This window comes from Streptomyces sp. 351MFTsu5.1, assembly GCF_000383655.1.
Classification (GTDB): Bacteria; Actinomycetota; Actinomycetes; order Streptomycetales; family Streptomycetaceae; genus Streptomyces; species Streptomyces griseorubiginosus.
This window is the reverse complement of the sequence record NZ_KB911779.1, coordinates 446025-472317: the sequence shown is the minus strand read 5'-3', so window position 1 is coordinate 472317 and position 26293 is coordinate 446025. Positions and strand designations below refer to the sequence as shown.

The 26293-nt window shown below is 70.2% G+C and carries 22 protein-coding genes; 17 read left to right on the top strand and 5 right to left on the bottom strand.

What is annotated here, in order from left to right; all coding sequences use genetic code 11:
* Nucleotides 1–48 precede the first annotated feature (48 nt).
* Entirely contained in the window at nt 49–1422 is a 1374-nt protein-coding gene (locus tag H295_RS0114225; RefSeq protein WP_020136005.1) for an alpha/beta hydrolase family protein, read from the bottom strand.
* Nucleotides 1419–2756 (bottom strand): MFS transporter, encoded by a 1338-nt coding sequence (locus H295_RS0114220; protein WP_020136004.1) that lies wholly within the window; start codon nt 2754–2756, stop codon nt 1419–1421. Before H295_RS0114220 ends, H295_RS0114225 begins: the two co-directional genes overlap by 4 nt.
* Before the next feature lie 161 nt (nt 2757–2917).
* Between H295_RS0114220 and H295_RS0114215 the strand changes: the two genes are divergently transcribed.
* The 3 genes from H295_RS0114215 (at nt 2918) to H295_RS0114205 (ending at nt 5302) form a co-directional block, all read left to right on the top strand.
* Nucleotides 2918–3565 (top strand): RNA polymerase sigma factor, encoded by a 648-nt coding sequence (locus H295_RS0114215; RefSeq protein WP_020136003.1) that lies wholly within the window; start codon nt 2918–2920, stop codon nt 3563–3565.
* Nucleotides 3562–4650, top strand: coding sequence for a CU044_5270 family protein (locus tag H295_RS0114210; protein WP_020136002.1), 1089 nt, complete (start codon nt 3562–3564; stop codon nt 4648–4650). The genes H295_RS0114215 and H295_RS0114210 overlap by 4 nt, the downstream gene beginning before the upstream one ends.
* Nucleotides 4651–4795: 145 nt before the next feature.
* On the top strand, nt 4796–5302 hold the full coding sequence (locus H295_RS0114205) for a hypothetical protein (protein WP_020136001.1): 507 nt from the start codon (nt 4796–4798) through the stop codon (nt 5300–5302).
* 86 nt (nt 5303–5388) lie between these two features.
* Here H295_RS0114205 and H295_RS0114200 read toward each other — a convergent pair whose 3' ends face one another.
* Nucleotides 5389–5832 carry a peptidase inhibitor family I36 protein gene (locus H295_RS0114200; RefSeq protein ID WP_020136000.1) on the bottom strand — a complete coding sequence of 148 codons (444 nt, stop codon included), beginning with the start codon at nt 5830–5832 and terminating at the stop codon, nt 5389–5391.
* A 140-nt stretch (nt 5833–5972) separates the two neighbouring features.
* On the opposite strand from H295_RS0114200, the gene H295_RS0114195 reads away from it, so the two are divergent.
* The 4 genes from H295_RS0114195 to H295_RS0114180 all read left to right on the top strand — a co-directional run bounded on the left by H295_RS0114195 (nt 5973) and on the right by H295_RS0114180 (nt 9298).
* Complete coding sequence (locus H295_RS0114195; RefSeq protein WP_020135999.1) at nt 5973–6974, top strand: ArsR/SmtB family transcription factor; 1002 nt, start codon at nt 5973–5975, stop codon at nt 6972–6974.
* A gap of 111 nt (nt 6975–7085) precedes the next feature.
* Nucleotides 7086–7307 carry a hypothetical protein gene (locus H295_RS0114190; protein WP_158691048.1) on the top strand — a complete coding sequence of 74 codons (222 nt, stop codon included), beginning with the start codon at nt 7086–7088 and terminating at the stop codon, nt 7305–7307.
* A gap of 171 nt (nt 7308–7478) precedes the next feature.
* Nucleotides 7479–8162: a response regulator gene (locus H295_RS0114185; protein WP_020135997.1), complete on the top strand. Its 684-nt coding sequence runs from the start codon at nt 7479–7481 to the stop codon at nt 8160–8162.
* Nucleotides 8162–9298, top strand: coding sequence for a sensor histidine kinase (locus H295_RS0114180; RefSeq protein ID WP_020135996.1), 1137 nt, complete (start codon nt 8162–8164; stop codon nt 9296–9298). Before H295_RS0114185 ends, H295_RS0114180 begins: the two co-directional genes overlap by 1 nt.
* Before the next feature lie 54 nt (nt 9299–9352).
* Here H295_RS0114180 and H295_RS0114175 read toward each other — a convergent pair whose 3' ends face one another.
* Nucleotides 9353–12229, bottom strand: a complete 2877-nt coding sequence (locus H295_RS0114175; RefSeq protein WP_020135995.1) for an ATP-binding protein — start codon at nt 12227–12229, stop codon at nt 9353–9355.
* Between the two features lie 450 nt (nt 12230–12679).
* Between H295_RS0114175 and H295_RS0114170 the strand changes: the two genes are divergently transcribed.
* The 3 genes from H295_RS0114170 (at nt 12680) to H295_RS0114160 (ending at nt 16557) form a co-directional block, all read left to right on the top strand.
* A complete protein-coding gene (locus H295_RS0114170; RefSeq protein ID WP_020135994.1) occupies nt 12680–13579 on the top strand; it encodes a ribosome-inactivating family protein in 900 nt (299 codons plus the stop codon).
* A 1107-nt stretch (nt 13580–14686) separates the two neighbouring features.
* The gene (locus H295_RS0114165; RefSeq protein WP_234021605.1) at nt 14687–16141 is read left to right on the top strand and encodes a hypothetical protein; all 1455 of its coding nucleotides are present in this window, start codon (nt 14687–14689) and stop codon (nt 16139–16141) included.
* An 11-nt stretch (nt 16142–16152) separates the two neighbouring features.
* The gene (locus H295_RS0114160; RefSeq protein ID WP_020135992.1) at nt 16153–16557 is read left to right on the top strand and encodes a hypothetical protein; all 405 of its coding nucleotides are present in this window, start codon (nt 16153–16155) and stop codon (nt 16555–16557) included.
* A gap of 980 nt (nt 16558–17537) precedes the next feature.
* Here the strand turns inward: H295_RS0114160 and H295_RS0114155 are convergent.
* Complete coding sequence (locus H295_RS0114155) at nt 17538–18182, bottom strand: hypothetical protein (protein WP_078616646.1); 645 nt, start codon at nt 18180–18182, stop codon at nt 17538–17540.
* 303 nt (nt 18183–18485) lie between these two features.
* Here H295_RS0114155 and hemL point away from each other — a divergent pair, with 303 nt between their 5' ends.
* The 7 genes from hemL (at nt 18486) to ccsB (ending at nt 26249) form a co-directional block, all read left to right on the top strand.
* A complete protein-coding gene (hemL, locus tag H295_RS0114145; RefSeq protein WP_020135990.1) occupies nt 18486–19805 on the top strand; it encodes a glutamate-1-semialdehyde 2,1-aminomutase in 1320 nt (439 codons plus the stop codon).
* Nucleotides 19802–20491, top strand: a complete 690-nt coding sequence (locus H295_RS0114140) for a histidine phosphatase family protein (RefSeq protein ID WP_020135989.1) — start codon at nt 19802–19804, stop codon at nt 20489–20491. Before hemL ends, H295_RS0114140 begins: the two co-directional genes overlap by 4 nt.
* A 190-nt stretch (nt 20492–20681) precedes the next feature.
* Nucleotides 20682–21980, top strand: a complete 1299-nt coding sequence (locus H295_RS0114135) for a hypothetical protein (protein WP_020135988.1) — start codon at nt 20682–20684, stop codon at nt 21978–21980.
* Nucleotides 21981–22046: 66 nt separating this feature from the next.
* Nucleotides 22047–22655: a TlpA family protein disulfide reductase gene (locus H295_RS0114130; RefSeq protein ID WP_028809344.1), complete on the top strand. Its 609-nt coding sequence runs from the start codon at nt 22047–22049 to the stop codon at nt 22653–22655.
* 1 nt (nt 22656) lies between these two features.
* Nucleotides 22657–23430, top strand: a complete 774-nt coding sequence (locus H295_RS0114125; protein ID WP_020135986.1) for a cytochrome c biogenesis CcdA family protein — start codon at nt 22657–22659, stop codon at nt 23428–23430.
* A gap of 3 nt (nt 23431–23433) precedes the next feature.
* Nucleotides 23434–25146: a cytochrome c biogenesis protein ResB gene (gene resB / locus H295_RS0114120; RefSeq protein WP_020135985.1), complete on the top strand. Its 1713-nt coding sequence runs from the start codon at nt 23434–23436 to the stop codon at nt 25144–25146.
* Nucleotides 25143–26249 (top strand): c-type cytochrome biogenesis protein CcsB, encoded by a 1107-nt coding sequence (ccsB, locus tag H295_RS0114115; RefSeq protein ID WP_020135984.1) that lies wholly within the window; start codon nt 25143–25145, stop codon nt 26247–26249. The genes resB and ccsB overlap by 4 nt, the downstream gene beginning before the upstream one ends.
* Nucleotides 26250–26293: the final 44 nt, after the last annotated feature.

Genomic DNA, 26293 nt, shown 5'->3' with positions numbered 1-26293 from the left:
GCAAGCGTACGACCGCCCACCGACCGTGCGGCAGGCGGTCGTACGAGGTCATCGGCGGTCGGCGGGGTGGGCAAGGTCGTACGGGCGCAGGTAGGCGGTGGGGCGGTACCGGACGTAGCGCGTGGGGGTGGTGGGGTCGGCCGCGGTGGCGCGGGCGTTGAGGGACGCCGGGTCGGTGCCCTGCCAGGTGCCGGTGGTCAGGCGGTCCTCCAGGGTGTGCAGGGCGGCGAGCTGTTCGGCGGGGCTGAAGGTGCAGTGGCCGGCGTTGTCGACGTACGCCTGGCGCAGCAGGGAGCCGGAACCGGCCGCCGTGACCGCCCGCTTCAGGGCGCTCTCCGTCTGGACGGGGACCAGGGGGTCGCCGATGGTGTGGATGGTGAGCTGGGGCTTGGCCAGCTTGCCGGTGAAGCTGCTGGTGCGGCTCATCCAGTCGGCGGCCTTCGGGTCGGCGCTGATGCGCGGGGCGCGGTTCAGGGCCGCGAGGTCCTTGCGCAGGGAGAGGCCGGCCTTCTTGTACAGCTCGGTGACCTCCTTGCGGACGGAGGACTCGGCGAGGAGCCGGGTGTAGTCGACGCCGGTGTTCCAGGACATGTTGCCGCCCGCGCGGACCTCGGCCTCCTGGCGCCGGTTGAAGGCGGCGATCTTCAACAGGCCCTTGACCGCGTCGTACTGGTTGGCCTGCTGGGCGTCCCAGTCGGTGGGGGCGGGGCGGGTCTGGGCGGTGGCGTTCCAGACCGGGATGTTGTGGAGGGCGGCGGCGAGGGCGATCCGGGCCCGGCCCTCGGCCGTCGACTGGGCGGAGTCGACCGCGGCGGTGAGGGTGTTGGCCGCGTCGGTGGCGGCCTGCTGCGTCGGGAGGCCGACGAGGGGGACGTCGGAGCCCAGGAGCGTCTTGAGGGCGAAGGCCGGGTCCAGGGTGTTGTTCCAGTTGGCCACGCCGCCCTGGACCAGGCCGCACATGGAGATCGAGCCGTCGATCTCGTCCGGGGCGCGTTCGGCGATCGCGGTGGTGACCAGGCCGCCGTACGACGATCCCCACGCGATGGTGCGGGAGGCCTCGCCGAAGCGGTCGGTGAAGGTCTTCAGGGTGGCCAGTTGGTCGGGGACCGCGTCGGTGACCGCCCAGCCGGTGCTGGCGTAGGAGGAGCCGACGAGGGCGTAACCCTGCTGGAGGAGCAGGGACTGGGCGGCGGCGCTCGGGGCGTCCTGGGCGGGGTTGGCGGGGCCGGTGGCGTAGCCGTGGCTGAAGAGGAGGACGGTGCCGTTCCAGGTGGTGGGGACGTCCATCATGTACGTGGCCCCGGAGGGGAGTCGGCCGTCCACGTGGGTGGTTGCCGGGTCGGCGGCCGCCGTGGCCGCCGGTGCGGTGGTGAGGGTGAGCAGCAGTGCGGCCGCGCAGGCGATGCGGGTGCTGGGCCTCATGCGGTGATCTCCTCGGTGTGGGGGGTGGGGAGTTCGGGCGCCGGGTCGGTGAGGGAGGTCCGGCTCGTCTCGCGGACCAGGAACACCGTCAGCGCGGTGATCAGCGAGCCGCCGCACAGCAGCAGGGCGACCGGGGTGCCGTTGCCGCTGCTCGCGACCAGGCTCGTGGCGATCAGCGGGGAGAAGCCGGCGCCGACCAGGGTGGCGCCCTGGTAGCCGAGGGAGGCGCCGGTGTAGCGGACCCGGGTGCCGAACATCTCGCTGAACAGGGCGCCGAGCGGGCCGTACATCAGCGACTGGGAGATGCCGTGGCCGATGACGACGGCCAGGATCAGCGCCCCCGAGGACTTCCGGTCGACCAGTGCCAGGACGGGGAAGGCGGTCGCGGCGGAGAGGAGCGCGCCGGCGAGGACGACCGGGCGGCGGCCGATCCGGTCCGAGAGTGCGGAGGCGCACGGCAGCACGACCAGGGCGACCGCGGCGGAGACGGTGAGCGCGGTGAGCACCTGCGGGCGGGGGTGGCCGATGCCGGTGGCGTACGAGATGAGGTAACTGGTCAGCAGGGACTGGGCGGTGAAGGCGCCGATGCCGACGCAGCAGGCCAGCAGGACGGGACGGGGGCGCTTGAGGACGTCGAGGATCGGCAGCCGGGACTCCGCGCGCTCCTTCTTCACCTCGGCGAACAGCGGGCTCTCGACCACCTGGAGGCGGACGAACAGGCCGACGCCGAGCAGCAGCACGCTCAGCAGGAACGGCACCCGCCAGCCCCAGGCCGCGAACTGGTCCTTGGGGAGGGTGGAGACCAGGGCGACGACGGCGGCGGAGATCAGGGAGCCGAGCGGGGCTCCCATCTGGGTGAAGCTGGACCACAGACCACGGCGCTTCTCGCCCGCGTGCTCCACGACCATCAGGGTCGCGCCGCCCCACTCACCGCCGATGGCGATGCCCTGGACCACGCGCAGGGTGATCAGCAGGACGGGCGCCCACACGCCGATGGTGTCGTAGGTGGGCAGCAGGCCGATGAGGAAGCTGGCGCCGCCCATCAGGCCCATGGTGAGCAGCAGCATCTTCTTGCGGCCGAGGCGGTCGCCGAAGTGTCCGAAGACGATGCCGCCGATGGGGCGGGCCACGTATCCGGCGGCGAAGGTGCCGAACGCGGCGATGGTGCCGACGGCGGGGTCGGCGCCGGGGAAGAACAGTTCGCCGAAGACGAGGGCCGCGACCGTGCCGTAGACGAGGAAGTCGTAGAACTCGACTGCGGTGCCGAGCAGACCGGAGAGGGCGACTCGGCGGAGCTGGCGGGTGCGGTCGGATGCGGTGGGGGACGGGGGCATCTCGCTCTCCCTTGAGCGGGGGAAGGACACCGTGAAATTAGGCTGTCTGGTGACTGCCGTCAATAAAGTGCACAACATTGACAGGTGCGTGATGGGCGAGTGTGACGTGTGTCACTGGAACTCGGCGATCCGGGCGCGCAGTTGAGGACGTGACCACAGATATGCGAACCCGGATACGGGCCGGAGATCCGGACGCCTTCGCGGAGCTCTACGACCAGTGCGCCCGCTCGGTGTACAACCACGCCTTCCGGCTGACCGCCGACTGGTCCGTGGCCGAGGACGTCATGTCGGCCACCTTCATGGAGGCCTGGCGGCGCCGGACCTCCGTCGACGCCGACGGGGGGTCGCTGCGGCCGTGGCTGTTCGGCATCGCCACCAACGTCGCCCGCTCCCACTGCCGCGGCAACCGGCGCTACCGCGCGGCGGCCGGAGCGGTGGCCGCGGCGGGTGTCCCGGAGATCGCCGACCACGCGGACGAGACCGCCGGGCGCGTGGACGACCGGCGCCGGATCGCCGCCACCGTGACCGCGCTCGCCGCACTGAGACGCCCCGAGCGTGAGGTCCTCGTGCTGTGTCTGTGGGAGGGCCTGGAGTACGCCGACGCGGCCCGCGCCCTCGGCATCCCCGTCGGGACCGTCCGCTCCCGGCTCTCCCGGGCCCGCGGCCGGCTGCGGAAGCTGGCCGAGGCGGAACTGGCTCAACCGGCGGCTCAACCGGCGCGAAAAAAACGGGAACTCACCCGGACGAACCGGCAGACAAAGGGTGATCGCGACTATGTGATCCGGTCCGCACAGGAAGGAAACCGATGAACGCCAGCCCCTCCCAGCCGCACCCGGCCGAGTGGACGGAGACCCAGGGTCTGCTGTCCGCCGAGGAGCGGGACCTGCCGGCGGGCCGCCACCAGTTCCACAAGGAGCAGATGATGGCCCGGATCCACGAGGACCTTCGTACGACCGCCGTCGCCCCGGCCGTTGCCGCGCGTGACACCCCGTCGGCCGGAGCCGCCCCCGCCCGTTCCCGCCCGTTCCTGCGCCGCGCGGTCCTGCTGCCCGCCCTGGCCTGCGCCCTGGCCGGCGCGGTGGTGGGCGGTGTCGCCCTGACCGGCGGCGGGGACGCCGGCACCTCCCCGGCCGCCGGACCCGTGCTGACGACCCGGATCGGCGCCGCCGACGCCCGGGGCGCCGAGCCGCTGCTCGACCACATCGCCCTGGCCGCCGCCGACACCTCCGAAACCACCGTGCGGGCCGACCAGTTCCTCTACATCGCGTCCAAGGTCGCCAGCACCTATCCCAGGACCGTCGGTGACAAGACCACGATCGTGAGCCAGAAGCTGCACTCCCGTCAGGTCTGGCAGTCCCCCGACGGCCGCGACGGCTGGCTGATCGAACCCGGCAACACGGACAAGGACGGCACCACCCTGGCCGGACCGAACCCGGTCAGCTCGGCCTACGACCGGCTCGCGAAGCTGCCCACCGACCCCGCGGCACTGCTGCGGAAGATCTACCAGGAGTCGGACGCCGTCCGGGACCCCGAAGTCCCGCGCGACCAGGCGGCGTTCGTCGCCATCGGCGACATGCTGACCGAGAGCTACCCGCCCGCGAAGCTCACCCCCGCGCTCTTCAAGGCCGCCGCCCGGATCCCCGGGGTCGTCGCGGTGAACGACGCGGTCGACGCGGTCGGCCGTCACGGGGTCGCCGTCGCGCGGCTCGACGAGCAGAGCGGGCAGCGCACGGAGTGGATCTTCGACAAGAAGACCTACGCGTTCCTGGGGGAGCGCAGTGTGCAGGTCGGGCCGAGCGACACCTTCAAGAAGGGGACGGTGACCTTCACGGTCGCGATCACCCGGAGGGCGGTCGTGGACGGGATGAAGGAGGTGCCGGGGCAGGAGGGCTGACGGGCGTGAGGGGGCGGCGGGGTGCCTTTGGGACGGCGGCGTGCCTTTGGGGCGGCGGGTGAACGCGCGTGGGGGTTCACCCGTACCCCCAGGCGACCGTGTGTCCCCGATCGGGCCGCCAGCGCCTGGATACGGAGCAAACGACGTGCCTCTCCCGCAGCCGCCGTCACGCACCGGCCGCACTCCCGCCGTCACCGTCACCCGCCGTCTCGCCCGTGGTGCCGCCGTCGGTGCCGGGCTCGCCCTGATGCCGCTGACCGCGGCCTGCGGCGGCGGGGCGGACGAAGCGTCCGGCGAGCGCAAGGCGTCGAAGAGCCCCGCGATCTCCGCGGTGCGGGCGGGAGTCGTGGCGCCCGCGAAGGTCGAGGTCATCGCGGGACTCACGGGCTGCAAGGCCAAGATCCGCATCGAGGCGGACGAACTGCGCCAGGGCGTCTGCCACACCGAGGACGTCGACTATCTCGTCACCACCTTCCCCGAGGAGCGGTTCAAGGAGGCGTGGCTGGAGTCCGCGTCCGTGTACCGGGCGGACTTCCTCGTGGGCCCCCGCTGGATCGTCAGCGCGAAGATCGACGCGCTGAGGAAGTTCCGCGAGCGGACCGGCGGGGAGATCGTCAGCCACTCGGGCATGGGGCCGACCGGGGGCCGGTAGACGGACGTCCGCGCTGGGCCGGACCCCGGGATGAACCACGGATCGGCGGGACCCGGCACTCCGGGTCCCGCCGCTCCGTCACGCGGTCACGAGCAGGTGGAGCGCCAGCGGTGGGAGCGGATCTTGGTGTTGAACTCCGAGCCGAAGCCGCCGTTCTGCGCCCAGCAGTAGTGGTCGCCGGTGTAGTTGGCACCGGTGTAGAGGACGACCCAGTTGTACGAGGACGAGGTGCCGCGGTTGTAGATCGACCGGACGACCTGGTTGTCGGCCCACGAGCACTGGATGTCGCCGCTGTACCAGTCCGGGTCGGCGTTGCTCCACGAACACCGGCTGCCCGTGCCGTTGTTGCCGCTGTAGACGCACACGTTGCCGCTGTTGCACTCCCACGCCTGCGCCGTGGCGCTCGCGGAACTCGGTGCGACCAGACCCAGGGCGGCGGTGGCGAGGGTGAGCGCCGCGGCGACGAGACCCAGGCGGCCCCGACGGGTGCGGCTGGACGTACGGTCGTGCTCCAACGCGGACGAGATCATGTCGTACCTTCCTGGTGGACTGCGCCAACGGGCCTACGGCTGGCGGGAATTCATGCTTCCCGGCCCGGCGCCTAGCTGTCATGCTCATGCGAGCCCAGTGACACGTCGCAGGTCGGCACCACCGCTCCACGGGGAAACGGATGCTCCGCTTTCACTTCACGTCCGAGGACCTCACCAGAGTCAGAGTGGCGACCGAACCGCACGCCCTCTGGGAGATCGCGGTCAGTCTGCACCGGCTCCAGACCCGCGAAGGCCGCTGGGCCTACGCCCCCTGGTTCCGCACCGCCTGTGACGCGCTGCGACTGACCGGGCTCGAACGGACCGTGAAGACCTTCCTGTTGCCGCTCTTCCCCCGCGCCAGCTACTTCCCGGACTTCCTGACACCGCCGGAGGGCATCCAGGGACTGGACGCCGGTCTTGAGGCGGTTCTGGCGACTCCGTGCGAGCGGGTCGCGCGCGAGGTGGACGCGCTCGGCCGGGCCGTCGGAGCACCGGCCTGGACCCGTCGGCTCACCGAGCCCGACCTGCGCGCACAGCTCGTGGACGCCCTGCGCGCCTACCACCGGGCCGTGATCGCCCCGTACGAGGAGTCCATCCAGGAACGCCTGCACGCCGAACGGGCCCGGCACGCCCACACCCTGTTCCACGCGGGGACCGAAGGCCTGCTGGCCGGACTGGGCCCCACGATCCGCTGGCGGCCACCGGTCCTGGAGATCGATCCGTACCCGGACCACCGCGACGTCCACCTCGACGGGCGGGGCCTGCTCCTGATCCCCTCCTACTTCTGCTGGCAGGCGCCCGTCGCGCTGGCCGACCCCGGGCTCCCGTCCGTGCTCCTCTACCCCCTCCACCACCGGCCGACGACGACCCCGCACACGGACTCACCACCGCTGAACGCGCTGCTCGGCCCCACCCGCGCCGCCATCCTGAGAGCCGGTGCGACCGGCTCCACCACCACCGAGGCCGCCCGCCGGGCCGGCGTGACCCCCACCACGGCCAGCCATCACACCGCCGTACTGCGCGACGCCGGCCTGATCACCAGCCACCGCCACGCCAACACCGTCCTGCACACCCTCACCCCGCTCGGAGCGGCCCTGCTGGAGAACGGGCGAGAGCCGGGCGGACGGAGGCCCGGCAGTTGACCGTTGCGCCGACGGCCACCACCCCGGGCCTGTCGTCTCCAGCCACTCGGCGGGGGTGGTCCCGACAGTCGTCGGATGTGCGGACAGCGCCCGGGTGTCCAGGCTGGGGACATGACACCACACGTGCATGACAAGGAGCCCGGCACCGTTCCGGGGGCGTCGGCCGACGTCGGCGTGCCGGACCGTGACGTCCCGCCCCGCAAGGGCGAAGTGCGGGAATTCCTCGGCCTGGCGCTGGCGGCGGGCGCCGGTGCCCTGTTCGTCGTCCGTCCCGAGTTCTACGCAGCAGGGGTGCACGTCCTCGCCACGCAGGCGGCCGCACTGGTCCACTGAGCCGGCGGTCGCAGATCGGCGGGATCTCACGCCGGGTGCCGGGTGCCGGGTGCCAGGTGCCAGGTGCCGGGTGTCCGCAGTGGCCGTGCCGCCGCCCGCCGAGCCGGACGTAGTGTCGACGACAGCGGTGGACAGAGCAGACGAGTGTGAGGCGACGCGGTGATCCGGGTAGTGGTGGTCGACGACGAGGCGCTCGTGCGGTCCGGGTTCGAGCTCATCCTGAACTCCGCCGACGGCATCCAGGTCGTGGCGACCGCGGCAGGCGCGCAGGCCGCCGACGTGATCCGGCGCGAGCACCCGGACGTCGTGCTCCTCGACATCCGTATGCCGGACGTGGACGGCCTGACCGTCCTGAGGCAGGTCCAGGAGCTGCCGGAGCCGCCCACGGTGGCCATGCTGACCACCTTCGACACCGACGAGTACATCGTGACCGCACTGCGCTCGGGAGCCGCGGGCTTCCTGCTCAAGGACACCGAGCCCGGACAACTCGCCCACCTCGTACGCACCCTGGCCGCGGGTGGGGTGGTGATGTCCCCGAAGGCCTCGCGGGCCCTGCTGCGCGGTCATCCCGGTCCGGGCGGGCCCCAGGACGCGGACGCGGCGCGCGTGAGGCTGCTCAGCGACCGCGAACGTGACGTCCTGGTCCTGATCGCGGAAGGACTGTCCAACGCCGACATCGGCAGCCGCATCCATCTGAGCGCGGGCACCGTCAAGGACCACGTCAGCTCGATCCTGACCAAGCTCCGGGTCGCCGGCCGCGTCCAGGCCGCGCTCCTCGCGGAGCGGGCCGGACTTCTCGGCGGCGGCGGCGGCGACGGTGGCGACGGCGCCGATGTGGCTCGGGGCCACAGGTGATGAGCACGGGCCGGGGACCGTGGCGGCGGGTGCCGCCCTGGGCGGTGGACGCGGGCCTCGTCGTGCTCGCCGCGCTCGACGCCTGGATCAACCTCTACGACGAGGCGACACCGTTCATGTGGGCCTGCGCCGCCCTCGGCTGCGCCGGACTGCTGCTGCGCAGACGCTTTCCCCTGACCGTCTTCCTGCTGACCCTGCCCATGACCCTGTTCATGGACGTGGCGGTCGCACCGCTCTCCGCCCTGTACACACTGGCCACGCACACCCGCAACCGCCCGCTGCTGGCCGGCTGCGCCCTGCTGAACGCGGCGGCGGCCACCCTCGCCTGGCCCCTGTCCGACACGTTTCCCGGCGACCCGACGTCCGGCGACCGGACCTGGACGCTCATCCAGTTCGTCTACACGCTGGCCACGGCCTTCGCGCCGATCCTGTTCGGCCAGCTCGTGCAGGCCAGGCACGACGTGGCCCGTCAGCTCGTCGAGGTCGAAGTGGCCCGCGAACACGAACGCGCCCTGTACGCCCAGACCGTCCTCGCCCGCGAACGCGCCCAGCTCGCCCGCGAGATGCACGACGTCGTCTCCCACCAGGTCAGCCTGATCGCCGTACAGGCCGGAGCCCTCCAGGTCGCCGCCAAGGAACCCGACGCCCGCGCCGCCGCCCGCACCATCCGCACCCTGAGCGTGGACACCCTCGACGAACTCCGCCACATGGTCGCCCTGCTGCGTGCCTCCGGTGGCAAGGAGACCGAACTCACCCCCCAGCCCACCCTCGCCGACCTCCAGCAGCTGGTCGCCCACAGCGGCATCGAGACCACCCTGACCGGCGGCCTCCCGCCCGGCATCAGCACCACCGCGCAACGCACCGTCTACCGCACGGTCCAGGAAGCCCTCACGAACGTACGCAAGCACGCCCCCGGCGCCCGCGCCGACGTACGCCTGTGGCACGACACGCAGGACTTCGGCGTCACCGTCACCAACACCGCCCCCACCCGCCCCTGTGTCGCCCTGCCCAGTGCCCGACACGGCCTGATCGGCCTGAGGGAACGCGCCGACCTGCTGGACGGCACCCTCACCGCGGAACCCACTCCACAGGGCGGATACCAGGTCGAACTACGGGCCCCCGCCCGGCCCGCCTAGCACCACCCGCCCGACGGCCCTTCCGGCACGGAAAAGGGCGAGGCCCACGCGTTCTCAGGCAGGCTCGTCGGATCTGGGCCTGTCGGAGTTGAGCAGGCTGCTGTGGATGTCCTTCCGGCCGGTGCCCAGTTTCGTCAGGACGCGGGCCACGTGCTTCTCGACGGTGCGGGGGGACAGGAACAGGGCCTGGGCGATGTCCTGGTTGGTGGCGCCGTCGGCGAGCAGCTTGGCGATCTCCAGTTCACGGGGTGACAGCTGGGTTCCGTAGCCGCGACGCCCGGGTCGCTGCGACGGCCGGGCACCGAGTTTGCGCAGGCGGCGTTGGCAGCGTGCGGCGTCGCCGGTCGCGCCGAGCTCGGTGAAGCCGCGCGCGGCGTCGGCCAGGTGGGTCGCCGCGTCTTCGGGAGACGAGCAGGTCAGGGCTTCACCTCGGCGTTCGGCGGCCTTGGCGGCCTCGTAGGGCCGGCCGATGTCCTGCCATCTGTGCTGCGCCTCGGCGAAGTGCTCGGCGGCCCGCGCCGGTTCGGTGGAACGGAGCAACACGCCTCGGGCCAGCGCCAGTTCGGCCGAGGCAGCCGGTGCGTCGCGGTCGCACAGGTCCGACTCGGCCTCCGCCACGAGTCGTTCGACCAACGCGTGGTGTCCACAGGCCAGCGCGGCCTCGGCCGCGACCGGGACGAGGTCCAGGGTCCGAGCCCAGGACCTGAGTCCTCGCAACGTGGACAGCGCGGGTTCGGCGATCGCCCAGGCCGCCTGCGGGGCACCCTCGGCGAGCCGGAACCCGGCGAGCGCGGCGGCGACTCTGACGCTCACGTCCACCTCGCTCGTGCCGTCGGCTACCGCCGCCGCGGTGGCGAAGTGGTCGTGGGCCAGGGAGGGCCGCCCCTGGGCGAGGGCGAGGTGTCCCCGGCACAGAGCCCGGTCCACGTTGATCTGCTTCACGTCGGGGTGGGCATCCGCGAGGGCCGCGTAATCCTCCTCCAGCCGGGTCCAGCGCCCGGCCAGCCAGTCCAGGCGTAGCTCCGCAACGCGGGGGAGGCACTCGATGCGCCCGTGGGTTGCGTGTTCGACCAAGTCCTCGACCTCGACCAGTAAAGCGCGGGCCCGCCGGTCGTGGCCGACCTGCATCGCAACCTCGGCGAGGGCATACAGCGCGTAGGCGGCGTGGCGCAGCACCGCTCCGGCGGCATCTCGGCGCGGCAGCCGGTCCAGCAGCGGCCAGACGGCGGGATCGCCGTCCCGGGCCATCAGGATGAGCCGGTTGATCCGGACCACTCTCCGGCTCGCCTCGTCGGCGCTGTCGTGGACGGTCCGCTCGGCTCGGCCTTGCCACTCCCACGCGTGCGCGGCGGCACCGTCCCGCTCGTAGAGGGCCAGGTTGATCATCGCCACAGCCGCCTTGTGCGGCTGTGTGGCCAGCTCGTCGACGGCGTGGGTGATTTCGCGGAAACCGGCCGGGTCGGCGTCGACGATGAGCATGACCAGTCCGAGCCCCAGGCGGATCTCGCCCCGGGTGGCGTCCGGCAATGTCGGATCGTCCAGCACGGTCCGCAGCTCGCGGACGGTCACGGCGTAGTCGACGCCGTAGCTGACGATCCGGGCGAGCATGAGCGCGGCCCGGGACCTCCGTTCGGTGTCCACTCCGGGCCGGTCCAGGATCTGGTGCAGGAGGAAGGCGGCGGTGCCGGTGTCGCCCAGGGCGACGGCCTGGTCGGCGGCCTGCTCGATGCGCTCCAGCCACCCCTTCTGGTCGCCGGTGGCCAGGGTGTGGTGGGCGATCTGCACCAGCGGGAGCGGGTCCTGGCTCTGGAGGCGGTCGATCGCCCGCTGGTGCAGGCGCCTGCGGTGCGGCCCGGGGATGTGCCGGTAGGCGACCTGCTGGGCCAGCACGTGACGGAAGCCGTAGAGGCCGCTTGCGGTCTCGCGCAGCACGGCCGCCCGCAACGCGTCGACCAGCCCGTCCGCGGCCTCGTCGCCGCCCAGAGCGGCGACCTCGGCGAGCAGCGTCTCGCTGGACGGCACGGCCAGTACGGCCGCCGCGTTCACGACCGCCGCACCGGCCGGCGACAGGGCGGTCAGCCGCTCGCTGACCGCTTCCCGCAGGCCGCCCGGCACCTCGGCCCGCTCCAGCTCCGTGCTGTCGCGGCAGCCCTGGTCCCGTAGCGTGATCAGGTCTTCCTCGGCAACCAGCGGCAGCCCCTCGCTGCGGCGGTGGAGCGCCGCGCACAGCTCGGGCGAGGCCTGGTCGCCGAGCGCGGCACCGGCCAGGTCGGCCACATCGTTCTCGGTCAGCGGTGACAGCCGGATCACCGTGCCGCCGGCGCCGGGCGGCGGACGGTAGGCGGCGCCCAGGGCCGCGGCCCCGGGCGGCAGGTCCTCGGCCCGGTAGGTGCCCACCAGCGCGAACTGGTCGGGCAGGTCGCGGGCGAGCAGCAGGAGCAGGTCGCGGGTGGCGTCGTCGGCCCAGTGCAGGTCCTCGACGACCATGATCACTCGTCCGACGTGCGCCAGCACCGAGCGCACGGCCTGGATCAGCTGGTGGCGGGCGGCGCCCGGGCTCTGCGGCGTGCCCGGCGCCGGCGGCAGGCGGTCGGCCAGGTCCGGGAGCAGCGAAGCCAGCGCCCCGGTGCTCGGCGGCAGCGCGGCGTCCGGCAGCCACGGACCGATCTTGCCGAGCGCGTCGATCACCGGCCCGTACGGCAGGGGCTCGCGCAGCGGGTGGCAGAAGCCTGTCATCACCCGCCAGCCTTGCGACTTGAGGATCGTGGTGGCTTCGCGTACCAGCCGGGACTTGCCCATGCCTGCGTCGCCCTCGACCATCACCACGGCCGGTGGCTGCCGGATGGCGGCGAGCACCTGGTCGAGTTCGTGGCGGCGACCGACGAACGCGAAGCCCCGGCCAAGTCCCGAAGAGCCCTGCTGGGCCGCCATACCATCACCGTCCTGTACGGGACGCCCTGCCTCGGTCACGCACAGGGGCCGCTCGGGCCGACGTCATCGGCGATCCCCATCTTAATGGCGGCACTACCCACTAAATGCGTCGCACCCCCCACTAAATGCGTCCTCCTACCCACTAAACGCGGCCCCCATTGTTTCGGCCTCACCTGCACCGGCATCGTCATTGCCATCCACGCAGGTGGAAGCCGCGACAACAGCGTTGTTGCCGCATGGCACACAGCACGAGGGGCCGAGCCCATCGCAGCGGAACCTCTGATCCGGTGCCGCTCAGACCCTCACGAGCACTGAGAGCCCCACACCGCCTGGTCCACTCCGGGTACCGGTCTCCGGTCACGTCGGAAAACGATGGCCCGCACGCCGTTCGACACAGTTCATCTCCTTCCCTGGGCCGGCCCACCGGCCACGCACAACGGAGCGCACACCATGTCCCGAGCACACATCTTCCGCAGGCTCAGCACATCGGCCGTACTCTCGGCGGCCGTCGCCGGCGCCGTCGCCTTCGCCGGTCTGGGCGGCAACCTCACCACCGGTGCGCAGCACCAGTCACTGGGCGGGCACGTCCAGCTGGCCAACGCGACGACCCCGACCGATGGCATGACCTTCGACATGGCGAGCGCCACCCCCGACCAGTACGACGCCATCATCAACTTCATCCGCGAGCGGGGCGGCGGCTGGTCCATCTACAACAGCATCCGTGTCACACGGACGAGCGACGACTACTTCCCCGTCACCCTGCAGAACAACGGGAACCGGGTCACTCTGATCTTCAACGCGCGGAACCTGTACGTGACCGGCTGGTACAACGAAAACACCCACACGTACATCCGGCTGGGTACCGGACCCCAGACCATGCCGGGGCAGCGGGGTGATACGCAGAACCGGAACTGGCTCAACTACACCAATATGGAGTCTGCCGGTCAGGTCGACCGCGGCTCCCTCAGCATCACCCTGGGTTCCATCCGGAATGCGGTCACCGACCTGGCAAACGGCAACTGGCGGGACAGCGCGCGGGGCCTGCTCGTCCTCACCCAGGCCCTCTCCGAGGGTGCCCGCTTCGACTTCATCTCCTACCGGATCGGCCACGCGATGCGCAACAACGGCAGCTTCTACGCCGGGTCCTCGTCCGCCGTCAACGGCGGGGGGCGCAGCCTCACTCTGACGGCCCTGGATCTGGAGAACAACTGGGGAGGCCTGTCCCAGGCAGCCGAGAACGCGACACAGCACGGCTATCCCCTGAACTACCAGATCGGCGATGGGGCCTTCACGACGATGCAGGCGCTTGACGAGCAGCTGGCCCTGGCCCTGTACATCAAGATGGACTAGCTCGAAAGCGCGCAAAATAGCCCAAACTGTAAGCGGGCTCGGGAGTGGGACAGTGTCCGCCCTCGAGCCCGCTTACCGTCGCCGGGCGGTCCTTCCCGCGACCGTGCAACGTGAGACGGCGCACGGATCCGGTCGGAGACGCGTCCGAAACTCCCAGGTCGTGTGCCACGAACGCTGAAGGAGGCGTTGATGTAGGAGCCACCACTCACTGCGTCGGTTAAGTGCCGGTCGTGGTGAGCGCAGCGGGAAAAGGCGCGGCAATGACTGCGCCAGGTATGGGTCGGGAAGGCGAGCGTGAGGGTGTGCTGATCGGTTCGTACGAGCCGCTCGCCCGAGGGCCTCTCTCCGCACGTGACGTGGGCGGGGTGGATAAACCCCGCCCGAAGCCTCTTAAACCCCGGCTCACGGCCACACAAGGCAGTACGGCTGATGCTCCGCCTCATGCAGGCGATGGCTGAAGTCCTGCCATTCGTGCAGCGAATGGGGACGGGAGGCCGCTGAACCGGGGTTTCGCAGCGAAATGTGCGTTGAGCCGGGAAAACTCCTCTCGGTAGTTCTCATCTGTCGACGCCGTTTCCCAGGCTCATGTGCCCTGGATGTGCCCTGGGTCCTCTCGCCGGACGGCCCATTGCCCAGTGAGTCGCAGGCGTAGCCTCTCCGAATTCCTCGCAGCGGCGAGATCCGGCCAAAGAACCCAAGATTCCCCTGGTTGTGTACATTGCCGCGTTTGTGCTCTAGCGCTTTGCTCGCCGTGCAGTGAGGATGCCCGCCGTACTGAGAACCGGGGGGCGGTTAATGGGGTTCGGTTGGGGGTCGCGTGTACGGGAGCGGGCCGAAGGAGGGCTGTCCCACTGGCCCGAAGTGCCGGTCCAGGCCGGTCCTCCGACGGTCGAGGACGGACGTTCCGATGCAGGGGATCCGACTTCTTCAGAAGTGACTGGGTTGCTGTGCCAGGCCGTGTACACGCGTCCTGACCGCATCGGGGCTGTCAAGGCATGGTGGCGCAAGGTACGCGGCAAGGGTGGTAAGGCCGATAAGCCGCGGCGTAGTACGCGTCGGCGTATCTATCTGGAGGGGAGTGACGACTGTCCTCCGCTGGGCGAGCCGATGGCGCGCTGGGTGATGGATCACGTTCTGCATGGGCCGCCGCTGGCTGTCCCGTCCTACGGGTTCGACCTGGTGCCGGTGGTGGCGCACAGCCTCCGCGCACGAAGGGGCTGGTGGGTGAGAAGGCTTGGCGTGCTGCTGGTGGCTGCGGCCTTGGCATACCTGACACCACGAGCCGGCGTGGTGTGGGCCGTTGCAGTCCTCGTAGCCCTGTTGATGCGGTGGGTTGCACTGCGGGCGCAGAGAAAGTCGAAGAAGTCACGGCTGGCGGTCTCTCCCCGGTCGGCGTATCTCGTGCTGTGCGTGCCGTGGGTGCTCGCGGTCGTGCCCTATGCGTCTACCGGCGCGGAGGTGGTGGGCCTGCGGGTCGGCCTGGTCGTCCTGCCATTCGCGCTGCTGGCGGGTGCCGCGCTGGTACATGCCGGTGACCGGTTCGTGGCTCGGGCTGCTCTGAGAGAAATCACCCGTGAGGGGGTGTCCTCGGACCGGTTGCCCTGGGTGGCCCCGATAGGTGGGCGCCGGATGGCGAAACTCGGCCGAGAACAGACGTGGTTGGAGCTGCCGTACGACGATCCCGAGCGCTTCGTCGGTGCCGGCCGCGATGTCTGGGGCGCTGCGGACATCGGCATCCCGCTCGTACCCAAGGACCCCGAGGTGTCGGTCAAACAGTTCGGGGAGGAGGAGCTGCTACGGCGGATGGGCACGGCTCTGAGAGATCTCGGACGTGGAGCGCGTGAGATCACCGAACCGCTGCCCGGCCTGACCGTAACGAAGGTGCAGGGGCTTCCAGCTGCCCTGTGGCTGCAGCGCACCCGCGCGTCGAAGTTGGAACTGCCGGATCTGCGCGGCCGGGGTCGCCGGTCGCCGTCGAGTATCCCTGATCGGCTCTACCTGCGCGCCCAGTGCGTCAGTTGGGACGGGCAGGTCGTGGTGAGCGTCTTCGTGCACGCCGCGCTTGAGGCGGGAGAAGTCCGTCTGACAGTACGACCGCACGTGATGACGCCCCTGTACAACGAATTACGGGTGACCGCCGCTCCGGTCGCCAAGCGTGGACTCCGCCTGCTCGGCTGGGTCGCTGTACAGGCGCTACTGGACGCCCTGTCGGGGCCGCTCGCGCTCTGGAGGTCCGTGTCCCGGCTCGCCCTCGGAGAACCGGGCGAAGACGGACGGGCGGAGGAGAAGGACCCGGTCAGCCTGCGCGACCGGTACTCCACCGAGGAGGTCACCGACATGCACCAGAACGACGACGCCAAACGGCACGTGGTACTGATCCAGACCTGCATCTTCCGCACCGTCTCCGAGTACCTCGACGAACTGGGCGTCGACACGGCGCCGTACGAGCGTCAGGTGGCCGCGGTCATTACCAACATCCAGGTGTACGGCGACAACAACGCTCCCATCCAGAACGTCGCGGGCAGCGACATCCACGGCGTGGGCCAGAGCAACGGATCTTGAGGAGGGAAACGATGATCGTGGGACGTGGCCGTCGTGGGGAGGAGCTGCCTGGGCACGGCTCGGGCATCCATGTGGGCGGCAACAACAATGCCCCCATCCAGAACGTCGCGGGTCAGAACATCTCCCACGTGTACCAGCACGCCCCGGTCCAGGGAGCCGTCGATATCGAGGCCGTACGGGGGCTCCTCACGTCCTTCCGGGCCGAAATCGACCGTAACGAGGGAACCCTGGACCACGCGACGGCGCTGCGGGCGATGACGAACACCATCGATGCGTCCTTGTCGGCTCCCGACCCCCAGGCTCGGGCCGGTGTGCTCCGGGGAGTCGTCCAGGCCCTGCCTGCACTGGTGGCAGGAACGGTGGTTGAGCAAGGCGGCGAAGCACTCGTCCACGCCATTGCCGGCTGGTTGACCTGAGGTGCGGTGGCCCGTGCCGTCCTGATGGCGGCGAACCGCCCTGCCGACGCAGGCTGCTGGCGCGGCAGGGAAACCGGAAAGCCCCTCTCCTGGCGCGACGTGGTTTCGACGCCGTCGCACGGGAGGCGATATAACCGAGATCGGCGCCGGTGAGGGCAAGCTCCACCCCGCGTCCGGCCACGATGCGTTCGCCCATCGGGCACCTGGATACACCATGGGCCCGACGCGGCACCGTCCTCGTCGGCTTTTGCACTGCAGAGGGCGATGACCAACTGGGGCGGCGAAGGGAACCGCGTAGTCTTCCGCTCCGACCGCGGCCCGGAATGCGGCAGGTGCCGGTCCGATGGGGCATCGCCCCCGGGCGTCGCTGAACGCATCATCGGTGGGTTGGTTTTCGCCTACGGCTGCTTGGCCGCCGTGGCAACGTTCTGCGCCCGTCTCGCGCAGATCTTTGAACTCTGGTCCGAGCAGTGCGCTGTCACGGCAGCGCAGACCCGCGGCCGATTGGTTGCGCGTCCGCCTGCCCTCATGGCCCGCGTCATGGCTGCGGCGTCTGCGGCGGCAGCTGGCGTGGCCGAGCTACTGGCCTCTCTCTACGGCTGGCGATCCTTCGGAGGCGAAGTCTCACGACGCGCCCACCTCGCCCGGCTGAATACAGCGGCAAATGCGAAGAGGGCCCGAGCCGCAGCGCAGAGGCCCAGAGCTTGTTGGTGAGCAGGACTGCCCAGCGTCCTTGCTGCGGCGAGATCTACATGCTGGTGCCGGTGAAGCCGTAGTGGACCCAGATGTCCTCAGCGGCACAGAGCGGTGTGTCGCGTACACGCATGTGCTGCCATCCAGCGAGACCCGCACGCGTAAGGCGATCGACGACGTCTGAACAGAAGCCGAGGGAGAAGCCGACGCAGAAGGCGAGGACGACCGGCCCGGCACCAAAAAGGGCGAGGCCCGAAGACCCCGCCCGAAACCACCGAAACCCTAGGTCACGGCCACACAAGGCAGTACGGCTGATGCCCCGCCTCATGCAACCGATGGCTGAAGTCCTGCCACTCGTGCAGCAGTTGGTACACGTTGAACGCGTCCCGCGGGCCGCCCCGGTCCGGGACCGTCGACCAGATGAAGGCCGCCGCGCCGACCGCTTCCTCGCCTATGCCGCGCAGCGGGTCCACCACCGTCATGGGCAGCTTGACCACCGCGTAGTCGGGGTGCAGGACGACCAGTTCGAGCGGGGGGACCTTGTGGAGGGGGACGCCTTCTATGCCGGTGAGGACCATCGCCGCCATGGTCTCCGGCTTGATCTTGGTGAACATGCCGTTCATGCCGAGCTCGTCGCCGCCGAGTTCCTCGGGGCGCATCGAGATCGGCACGCGGGCCGCGGTCGCGCCGTCGGGCGCGCCGAAGTACTTGTACGTCACCCCCACCCGACCACCATTCCTGCTTCCCGCCCTCAACGGATCGATACGACGTTCGATACGTCGCTCGTCGCGATCCGACTCACCCGGCGCCACGGCGCCATGACCCTGGCGTGTCTCGCCGGCTTCCTCCGCCTCGCGCCGGTGTTTCCCCCGCCGGGCACGTCGAGGACCCAGGTCGTCAGTCCCCTCGCCCAGTCCGCCACCGCGATGCATATCTCCACCCGACTGCTTTTCTAGGACGCGCAGGCCCCGCCGCGCAACCCGATCATCGTGTCAGTGACCTCCCCCACGGCCGCCCGCCGAAACGTGCGCTGAAACACCTGTCCGCAGGATCTTCGCAGCCCCCGGACAAACGGCTCGCCGCCATCGTCCCCGTGAGCTGTGTGTATCTGCATCCAGTTTCGCAGATCGCCGGACGCCGGAGGGTTCCGAGGCCTGGCCTACTCTGAGGTGGTCACCGGCAACGGAGTCCGAGAAAGCAGAACGAACCGGAGAAGGTCGGAGTAGTCGCAAGTTATGAGTGAACTGCCCTATTCGTACGATGCGCCTGTCTCGCAGGCCCTGTTCGACCGCGCGTCGGCCGTCACGCCCGGCGGTGTGAACTCCCCGGTCCGCGCCTTCCGTGCCGTGGGCGGCACCCCCCGCTTCATGGTGTCCGGCACCGGCCCGTACCTGACGGACGCCGACGGGCGCGAGTACGTCGACCTCGTCTGCTCCTGGGGCCCCATGATCCTCGGGCACTCGCACCCCGAGGTGATCGCCGCCGTCCAGGAGGCGGTGTCCAGGGGCACCTCCTTCGGCACCCCCGGTGAGGGCGAGGTCGCGCTCGCCGAGGAGATCGTGGCCCGGGTCGAGCCCGTCGACCAGGTGCGGCTGGTCTCCAGCGGCACCGAGGCCACCATGTCCGCGATCCGGCTCGCCCGCGGCTTCACCCGGCGCACCAAGGTCATCAAGTTCGCCGGCTGCTACCACGGTCACGTCGACTCCCTCCTCGCCGCGGCGGGCAGCGGGGTCGCCACCTTCGCGCTGCCCGACACCCCCGGCGTCACCGGCGCCCAGGCCGGCGACACCATCGTGCTGCCGTACAACGACCTCGAAGCCGTCCACGAGGCCTTCCACCGGCACCCCGGCGAGATCGCCTGTGTGATCACCGAGGCCTCGCCCGGCAACATGGGCGTCGTGCCGCCGCTGCCCGGCTTCAACCAGGGGCTCAAGGACGCCTGCGCGCAGAACGGCGCCCTCTACATCTCCGACGAGGTGATGACCGGGTTCCGGACCAGCCGCAGCGGTTGGTACGGCATCGACGGCGTCCGGCCCGACCTCATGACCTTCGGGAAGGTGATGGGCGGTGGCTTCCCGGCCGCCGCCTTCGGTGGCCGCGCCGACGTCATGGCGCACCTCGCGCCCGCCGGGCCCGTCTACCAGGCCGGCACCCTCTCCGGTAACCCCGTCGCCACCGCCGCCGGCCTCGCCCAGCTGCGGCTCCTCGACGACGCGGCCTACGAGAAGGTCGACGCCGTGTCCCGGCAGATCCAGTCCCTGGTCTCCGAGGCGCTCGGCAAGGAGGGCGTCGCGCACACCGTGCAGAACGCCTCCAACATGTTCTCCGTGTTCTTCACGGACCGCGCGGTGCGGAACTACGAGGACGCCAAGGCGCAGGAGTCCTTCCGGTTCACCGCGTTCTTCCACTCCCTTCTGGAGAACGGCGTCTACCTGCCGCCGTCCTCCTTCGAGTCCTGGTTCGTGTCCACGGCCCACGACGAGCAGGCGGTTCAGCGGATCGCCGACGCCCTTCCGGCGGCGGCCCGAGCGGCGGCGGAGGCCACGGCGGCATGAGCAGCGACCACACCAGCGACATCACCGTCGTCCACCTCATGCGGCACGGCGAGGTCGCCAACCCCGACGGGGTCCTCTACGGCCGTCTCGCGGGCTACCACCTCTCCGAGCTCGGCCGGCAGATGGCCGACCGGGTCGCCGAGCACCTCGCCCCCCGGGACATCACCTACGTCTGCGCGTCCCCGCTGGAGCGGGCCCAGGAGACCGCCACGCCGATCGCCAAGGCGCACGGGCTCGACATCGCGACCGACGAGCGGCTCCTCGAGGCCGAGAACGTCTTCCAGGGCAAGACCTTCGGGGTCGGGGACGGCGCCCTGAAGAACCCGGAGAACTGGAAGCACCTCGTCAACCCCTTCAAGCCGTCGTGGGGGGAGCCGTACGTCGACCAGGTCGTCCGGATGAAGGGGGCGCTGGACGCTGCGCGGGACCAAGCGCGGGGGCATGAGGCGGTGCTCGTCAGTCACCAGCTGCCGATCTGGATCGTGCGGTCGTGGGTCGAGAAGCGGCGGTTGTGGCACGACCCGCGGAAGCGGCAGTGCACGCTGGCGTCCCTGACGTCCTTCACGTATCAGGGGGACCGGATCGTGTCCGTGGGGTACAGCGAGCCGGCGATCGATCTTGTGCCGGTTCATCTTCGGGCCGGTGCCAAGCCTGTGAAGGGTAAGTCCAAGGCCTTTGGGGCCTAGCGGTTCGTGGGGGACTGCGGGTCCGTCGTGGCTGGTCGCGCCCACGCGGCGGAGCCGCAAATCGAAACAGGCCCGCGCCCCTGACGGGGCGCGTTCCTGTTACCGAATCCGCAAATAGTGGCGGAACCCTCCCCCCTCCCCGTCACCTCTGACTGGGTGACCACCCAGGAACGTGATGAATCGGGGAAGCATGCCCACTCTCAGTCGAAGGGGAGCACTCGGACTCGGGGCGGGGGCCGCGGCCGCCGTCGGACTGTCGGGGTGCGGGACCCTCACCGGGTCGGACGGGTCGGACGGCGTGTCCCACCCTTCCAAGGGCTCGGATCCCAAGCCCTCGCCGAAGCCCACGGCTCGCCCCATCGGTGACGGCTCCACCTCCTTCACCGGCAAGCAGCCCCACCAGCCCGGCAAGCCCGTGCCGTTGGAGCCGGGGCAGACCCCACCGCAGTTCGTGATCTTCTCCTGGGACGGGGCCGGCGAGGTCGGCAACGGGCTCTTCCCGCGGTTCCTGGACCTCGCCAGGAAGCACGACGCCCATATGACCTTCTTCCTCTCCGGGCTGTATCTGCTGCCCGAGTCGAAGAAGCGGCTCTACGACCCCCCGAACAACCCCCGCGGCGCCTCCGACATCGGCTACCTCACCGACGAGCACGTCAAGGCGACCCTGGCCAACGTCCGGCGTGCCTGGCTCGAGGGGCACGAGATAGGCACCCACTTCAACGGCCACTTCTGCGGCGGCTACGGCACCGTCGCGCACTGGACCCCGGCGCAGTGGCGCTCGGAGATCCAGCAGGCGAAAGCATTCGTCAAGGAGTGGCGCACCAACACCGGCTGGACCGATCTGCCCTCCCTGCCCTTCGACTACGACAAGGAGCTCATCGGCGGCCGCACCCCCTGTCTGCTCGGCCAGGACAACCTGCTGCCCACCGCCCGCGAGCTCGGCTGGCGCTATGACGCCTCCTCGCCCGGCGGCCGCCAGGTCTGGCCCCGGAAGACCAAGGGGATATGGGACCTGCCGCTCCAGGCGATACCCTTCCCCGGCCGCGGCTTCGAGGTCCTGTCCATGGACTACAACATGCTCGCCAACCAGTCGATCAACTCGACCAACGCGCCCGCCTACCGCTACCCGGCCTGGCGCGAGCAGGCGGCCGGCGCCTACATCGCGGGCTTCCAGCGGGCCTACGAGACCAACCGTGCCCCCTTCTTCGTCGGCAACCACTTCGAGCACTGGAACGGCGGCATCTACATGGACGCCGTGGAGCAGGCCTTCACGCACATCGCGCGGGAGAGGGAGAAGGGCGCGGACATCCGCATGGTCTCGTTCCGGCAGTTCGTCGACTGGATGGACGTACAGAAGCCCGAGGTGCTGGAGAACCTGCGGACGCTCGATGTCGGGCAGCGGCCCGCCGGTGGCTGGAACACCTTCCTCAGGACCCCCTCGACGCCCCCCTCGGCACCCACCTCCACAAGCTCCTCGAACGCTGCCTGAAATGCGGGTTTCCGCCCGCAAGGGGGGTGCGCAAGATCCCCAGAACGGGCATGCGAAACTTTTCACATGAGTGCCGCCAGCCGTAGCCGCTCCCGAGTCCGTGCCAGCCTGTTCAGCGCAGGTGCCGCAGCCGCAGCGCTGATCCTTTCCGCGTGCAGCTCGGGCGGCACCTCGGGCGGAGGCGGCGACACCAACTTCATCATGGGCGCGGACGGCATCTCCACGGCCAAGCAGGGCGACCGGGGCACCGCCCCCGACCTCTCCGGCAAGACCGTCGACGGGGCACAGCTCGACGTCGCCGACTACAAGGGCAAGGTCGTCGTCCTGAACATCTGGGGCTCCTGGTGCGCCCCCTGCCGGGCCGAGGCGCCCAACCTGGAGACGGTCTACAAGGACCTCAAGTCCCAGAACGTGCAGTTCGTCGGCATCAACACCCGCGACACCAGTATCCAGAACGCCCGCGCCTTCGAGAAGGACATGGGCATCACCTTCCCCAGCCTCTACGACCCCACCGGCAAGCTGATGCTCCGCTTCCAGAAGGGCACCCTCAACCCGCAGGCCGTGCCCTCCACGCTCGTCATCGACCGGGAAGGGAAGATCGCCTCCCGCTCGCTGGCCGCGCTCAGCGAGAGCAAGCTGCGCAAGATGATCGCCCCGGTCCTCGCGGAGAAGTGACGTGAGCGCAGTCGTCACGCTCGCCGCCGACACCGGCTACAACGGCACCGTCCTCAACGGCGCCCTGCTGCTCGCGCTGCCCATCGCGGTCCTCGGCGGCCTGGTCTCCTTCTTCTCCCCGTGCGTCCTGCCGCTGGTCCCCGGCTATCTGTCGTACGTCACCGGCGTCACCGGGACCGACCTGGCCGAGGCCCGGCGCGGCCGCATGGTCGCCGGGGCCTCGCTGTTCGTGCTCGGCTTCACCGTGGTGTTCGTCTCCAGCGGGGCGCTGTTCGGCTACTTCGGGCAGACGCTCCAGGAGAACCAGGGCGTGCTGTCCAAGGTGCTGGGCGTGCTCATGATCCTCATGGGCGTCTTCTTCATGGGCCTGATGCCCTGGATGACCCAGCGGGAGTTCCGCTTCCACAACCGGCCCGCGATGGGCCTGGTCGGCGCCCCGCTGCTGGGTGCGCTGTTCGGCATCGGCTGGACCCCCTGCATCGGCCCGACCCTCGCCTCGGTGATCGCCCTGTCCTCCCAGCAGGGCAGCGCGGGCCGCGGTGCCATACTGACCGTCGCCTACTGCCTCGGCCTCGGCCTGCCGTTCGTGCTCGCCGCGGTCGCCTTCCGCAAGGCGCTCGGCGCCTTCGGCTGGGTCAAGCGCCACTACGTCTGGGTCATGCGCATCGGCGGCACCATGATGATCGTGACCGGGCTCCTGCTGCTGACCGGTGTGTGGGACCGCCTCGTGCAGGACGTCCAGTCCTGGTCCGCCGGCTTCTCTGTGGGGATCTGATCCATGAGCAAGACCACACCCGACACTCCCGCCACGGACCAGGACCTCGGGGCCGCCGGCTCCCAGCTGTCCACCGCGCCGGTCGAGGGCCCGCCGAACCTGCCCTCCCTCGGTGTCGTCGGCTGGGCCCGCTGGTTCTGGCGCCAGCTGACCTCCATGCGGGTGGCGCTGCTGCTGCTCCTGCTGGTGGCGCTCGGCGCGATCCCGGGCTCCCTCATCCCGCAGTCCGGCACCGACGCGACCAAGGTCGCCGACTTCGTCAAGAACAACCCCACCCTCGGGGACGTCTACGGCAAGCTCGGCCTCTTCCACGTCTACAGCTCGGTGTGGTTCTCCGCGATCTACATCCTGCTGTTCGTCTCCCTCGTCGGCTGCATCATCCCCCGCACCTGGCAGTTCGTCGGGCAGCTGCGCAGCCGGCCGCCGGGCGCGCCCAAGCGGCTGACCCGGCTGCCCGCCTACACCACCTGGCGCACCGAGGCCGAGCCCGAGCAGGTCCGCGAGGCCGCGCTCGCCCTGCTGAAGCAGAAGCGCTTCCGCGCCCACCTCGCCGGGGACAACGTCGCCGGGGAGAAGGGCTACCTGCGCGAGGTCGGCAACCTCGCCTTCCACATCGCGCTCATCGTGCTGCTGATCTCCTTCGCCTGGGGCCAGCTCTTCAAGTCCGAGGGCAACAAGCTGGTCGTCGAGGGCGACGGGTTCTCCAACACCCTCATCTCCTACGACGACTTCAAGTCCGGCAACCTCTTCGACACCGAGGACCTGGTGCCGTTCAGCTTCACCCTGGACAAGTTCACCGGCACCTACGAGACCAGCGGGCCCAACAAGGGCACTCCGCGCCTCTACCAGGCCGCCATCACCTACAGCAAGGGCGCCTACGGCAAGGAGCGCAAGACCCTCGTCAAGGTCAACGAGCCGCTGGAGATCGACGACGCGAAGGTCTACCTCACGGCCCACGGCTACGCCCCCCTCATCACGGTCCGGGACGGCAAGGGCAACGTGGTCTTCCACGACGCGGTCGCGATGCTGCCGCTCGACTCCAACGTCACCTCCACCGGTGTGATCAAGGTTCTCGACGGCTACCGGAACGCCAAGGGCGTCGCCGAGCAGCTGGGCATCTCGGCGTTCTTCATCCCGACCTACACTCCGGGCAGCGAGACGGCCTCCACCTTCCCGGCCCTGAACAACCCGGTGCTCAACCTCACGCCCTACCACGGTGACCTCGGGGTCGACTCGGGCATCCCGCAGAGCGTGTACCAGCTCGACAAGTCGCATGTGAAGGACTTCAAGGACGCCAAGGGGCAGGAGCTCAGGAAGAACCTGCGGCCCGGCCAGACCATGAAGCTCCCGAACGGCGCCGGGTCGGTCACCTACGAGGGCACCCGGCAGTGGGCGAACTTCCAGGTCGTCCAGCAGCCCGCCAGCGGCTGGGCCCTCACCGGCGCCCTCACCGCGATCTTCGGCCTCGCCGCGTCCCTGTTCATCCAGCGCCGCCGGGTGTGGGTGCGGGCGGTGCGCGGGGACGACGGCGTGACCGTCGTGGAGATGGCCGGCCTCGGCCGCAGCGAGTCCGCGAAGGTGCCGGAGGAGCTGGGCGAACTGGCCGGGGTCCTGTACGACCGGGCTCCCGGGGCCCCCGACCCCCAGAACGACCCCCCTCAAGACGACACCACCCCCGAACCCCGAGCAACACCCTCCGAAGGGGCTGAGAAGTGACTCTCGCCGCCGCAACCGAGTTGGCCACCGCCACCAACGAACACCTCGCCAACATCAGCAACACGCTGATCTACTCGTCGATGGCCGTCTACACCCTGGCCTTCTTCGCGTACATCGCCGAATGGCTCTTCGGCAGCCGCAGCAAGGTCGGCCGCACCGCCGCCGCGCTCACCGCCGACGCCGGGAAGACCGGGGCCAAGAAGTCGCCGGCGGTCACCGTGAACCAGGGGGGCAGTACCGCCGTACTGGAGCGGCCGCAGGTCGTGGTGCGGTCGGCGTCGGGCTCGCGCGACGTGCCGGACGGGCCGGGGGCGCACGGCGGGGACGAGCAGGGCGACCTCTACGGGCGTATCGCCATCTCCCTGACGGTGCTGGCCTTCCTGGTCGAGCTCGCCGGGGTGGTGGCCCGCGCGGCCTCGGTGGAGCGGGCGCCCTGGGGCAACATGTACGAGTTCAACATCACCTTCTCCACGGTGGCCGTCGCCGTGTACCTCGGGCTGCTGGCCCTGAAGAAGAACGTGCGCTGGCTCGGGCTGTTCCTGGTCACCACGGTCCTCCTCGATCTCGGCCTCGCCGTCACCGTCCTGTACACCGCCAGCGACCAGTTGGTCCCCGCCCTTCACTCGTACTGGCTGTACATCCACGTCTCCACCGCGATCTTCTGCGGCGCGGTCTTCTACGTGGGCGCGGTCGCCACGATCCTGTACCTCTTCAAGGACAGCTACGAGAACAAGATCGCGAACGGCGGCACGCCCGGCCGGTTCGCGAACTCCGTGCTCGACCGGCTGCCGGCCTCCGCGAGCCTCGACAAGTTCGCGTACCGGGTCAACGCGGCCGTCTTCCCGCTGTGGACGTTCACGATCATCGCGGGCGCGATCTGGGCGGGCGACGCGTGGGGCCGCTACTGGGGCTGGGACCCCAAGGAGACCTGGTCGTTCATCACCTGGGTCGCCTACGCCTGCTACCTGCACGCCCGCGCCACCGCCGGCTGGAAGGGCCGCAAGGCCGCCTACCTCGCGATGATCGCCTTCGGCTGCTGGCTGTTCAACTACTACGGCGTCAACATCTTCGTCTCCGGCAAACACTCCTACGCCGGCGTCTGAACCTCCGTACGGCGAAGGCATGGTGCAGGGCCCCGGATCAACCC

Excerpts from the sequence above, each read along its gene's own strand:
- H295_RS0114225 (WP_020136005.1), bottom strand. The coding sequence starts at position 1,422 with ATGAGGCCCAGCACCCGCATCGCCTGCGCGGCCGCACTGCTGCTCACC.
- H295_RS0114220 (WP_020136004.1), bottom strand. The coding sequence starts at position 2,756 with ATGCCCCCGTCCCCCACCGCATCCGACCGCACCCGCCAGCTCCGCCGA.
- H295_RS0114215 (WP_020136003.1), top strand. The coding sequence starts at position 2,918 with ATGCGAACCCGGATACGGGCCGGAGATCCGGACGCCTTCGCGGAGCTC.
- H295_RS0114210 (WP_020136002.1), top strand. The coding sequence starts at position 3,562 with ATGAACGCCAGCCCCTCCCAGCCGCACCCGGCCGAGTGGACGGAGACC.
- H295_RS0114200 (WP_020136000.1), bottom strand. The coding sequence starts at position 5,832 with ATGATCTCGTCCGCGTTGGAGCACGACCGTACGTCCAGCCGCACCCGT.
- H295_RS0114195 (WP_020135999.1), top strand. The coding sequence starts at position 5,973 with ATGCTCCGCTTTCACTTCACGTCCGAGGACCTCACCAGAGTCAGAGTG.
- H295_RS0114190 (WP_158691048.1), top strand. The coding sequence starts at position 7,086 with ATGACACCACACGTGCATGACAAGGAGCCCGGCACCGTTCCGGGGGCG.
- H295_RS0114180 (WP_020135996.1), top strand. The coding sequence starts at position 8,162 with ATGAGCACGGGCCGGGGACCGTGGCGGCGGGTGCCGCCCTGGGCGGTG.
- H295_RS0114175 (WP_020135995.1), bottom strand. The coding sequence starts at position 12,229 with ATGGCGGCCCAGCAGGGCTCTTCGGGACTTGGCCGGGGCTTCGCGTTC.
- H295_RS0114170 (WP_020135994.1), top strand. The coding sequence starts at position 12,680 with ATGTCCCGAGCACACATCTTCCGCAGGCTCAGCACATCGGCCGTACTC.
- H295_RS0114165 (WP_234021605.1), top strand. The coding sequence starts at position 14,687 with ATGGCGCGCTGGGTGATGGATCACGTTCTGCATGGGCCGCCGCTGGCT.
- H295_RS0114160 (WP_020135992.1), top strand. The coding sequence starts at position 16,153 with ATGATCGTGGGACGTGGCCGTCGTGGGGAGGAGCTGCCTGGGCACGGC.
- H295_RS0114155 (WP_078616646.1), bottom strand. The coding sequence starts at position 18,182 with ATGCATCGCGGTGGCGGACTGGGCGAGGGGACTGACGACCTGGGTCCT.
- hemL (WP_020135990.1), top strand. The coding sequence starts at position 18,486 with ATGAGTGAACTGCCCTATTCGTACGATGCGCCTGTCTCGCAGGCCCTG.
- H295_RS0114140 (WP_020135989.1), top strand. The coding sequence starts at position 19,802 with ATGAGCAGCGACCACACCAGCGACATCACCGTCGTCCACCTCATGCGG.
- H295_RS0114135 (WP_020135988.1), top strand. The coding sequence starts at position 20,682 with ATGCCCACTCTCAGTCGAAGGGGAGCACTCGGACTCGGGGCGGGGGCC.
- H295_RS0114130 (WP_028809344.1), top strand. The coding sequence starts at position 22,047 with ATGAGTGCCGCCAGCCGTAGCCGCTCCCGAGTCCGTGCCAGCCTGTTC.
- resB (WP_020135985.1), top strand. The coding sequence starts at position 23,434 with ATGAGCAAGACCACACCCGACACTCCCGCCACGGACCAGGACCTCGGG.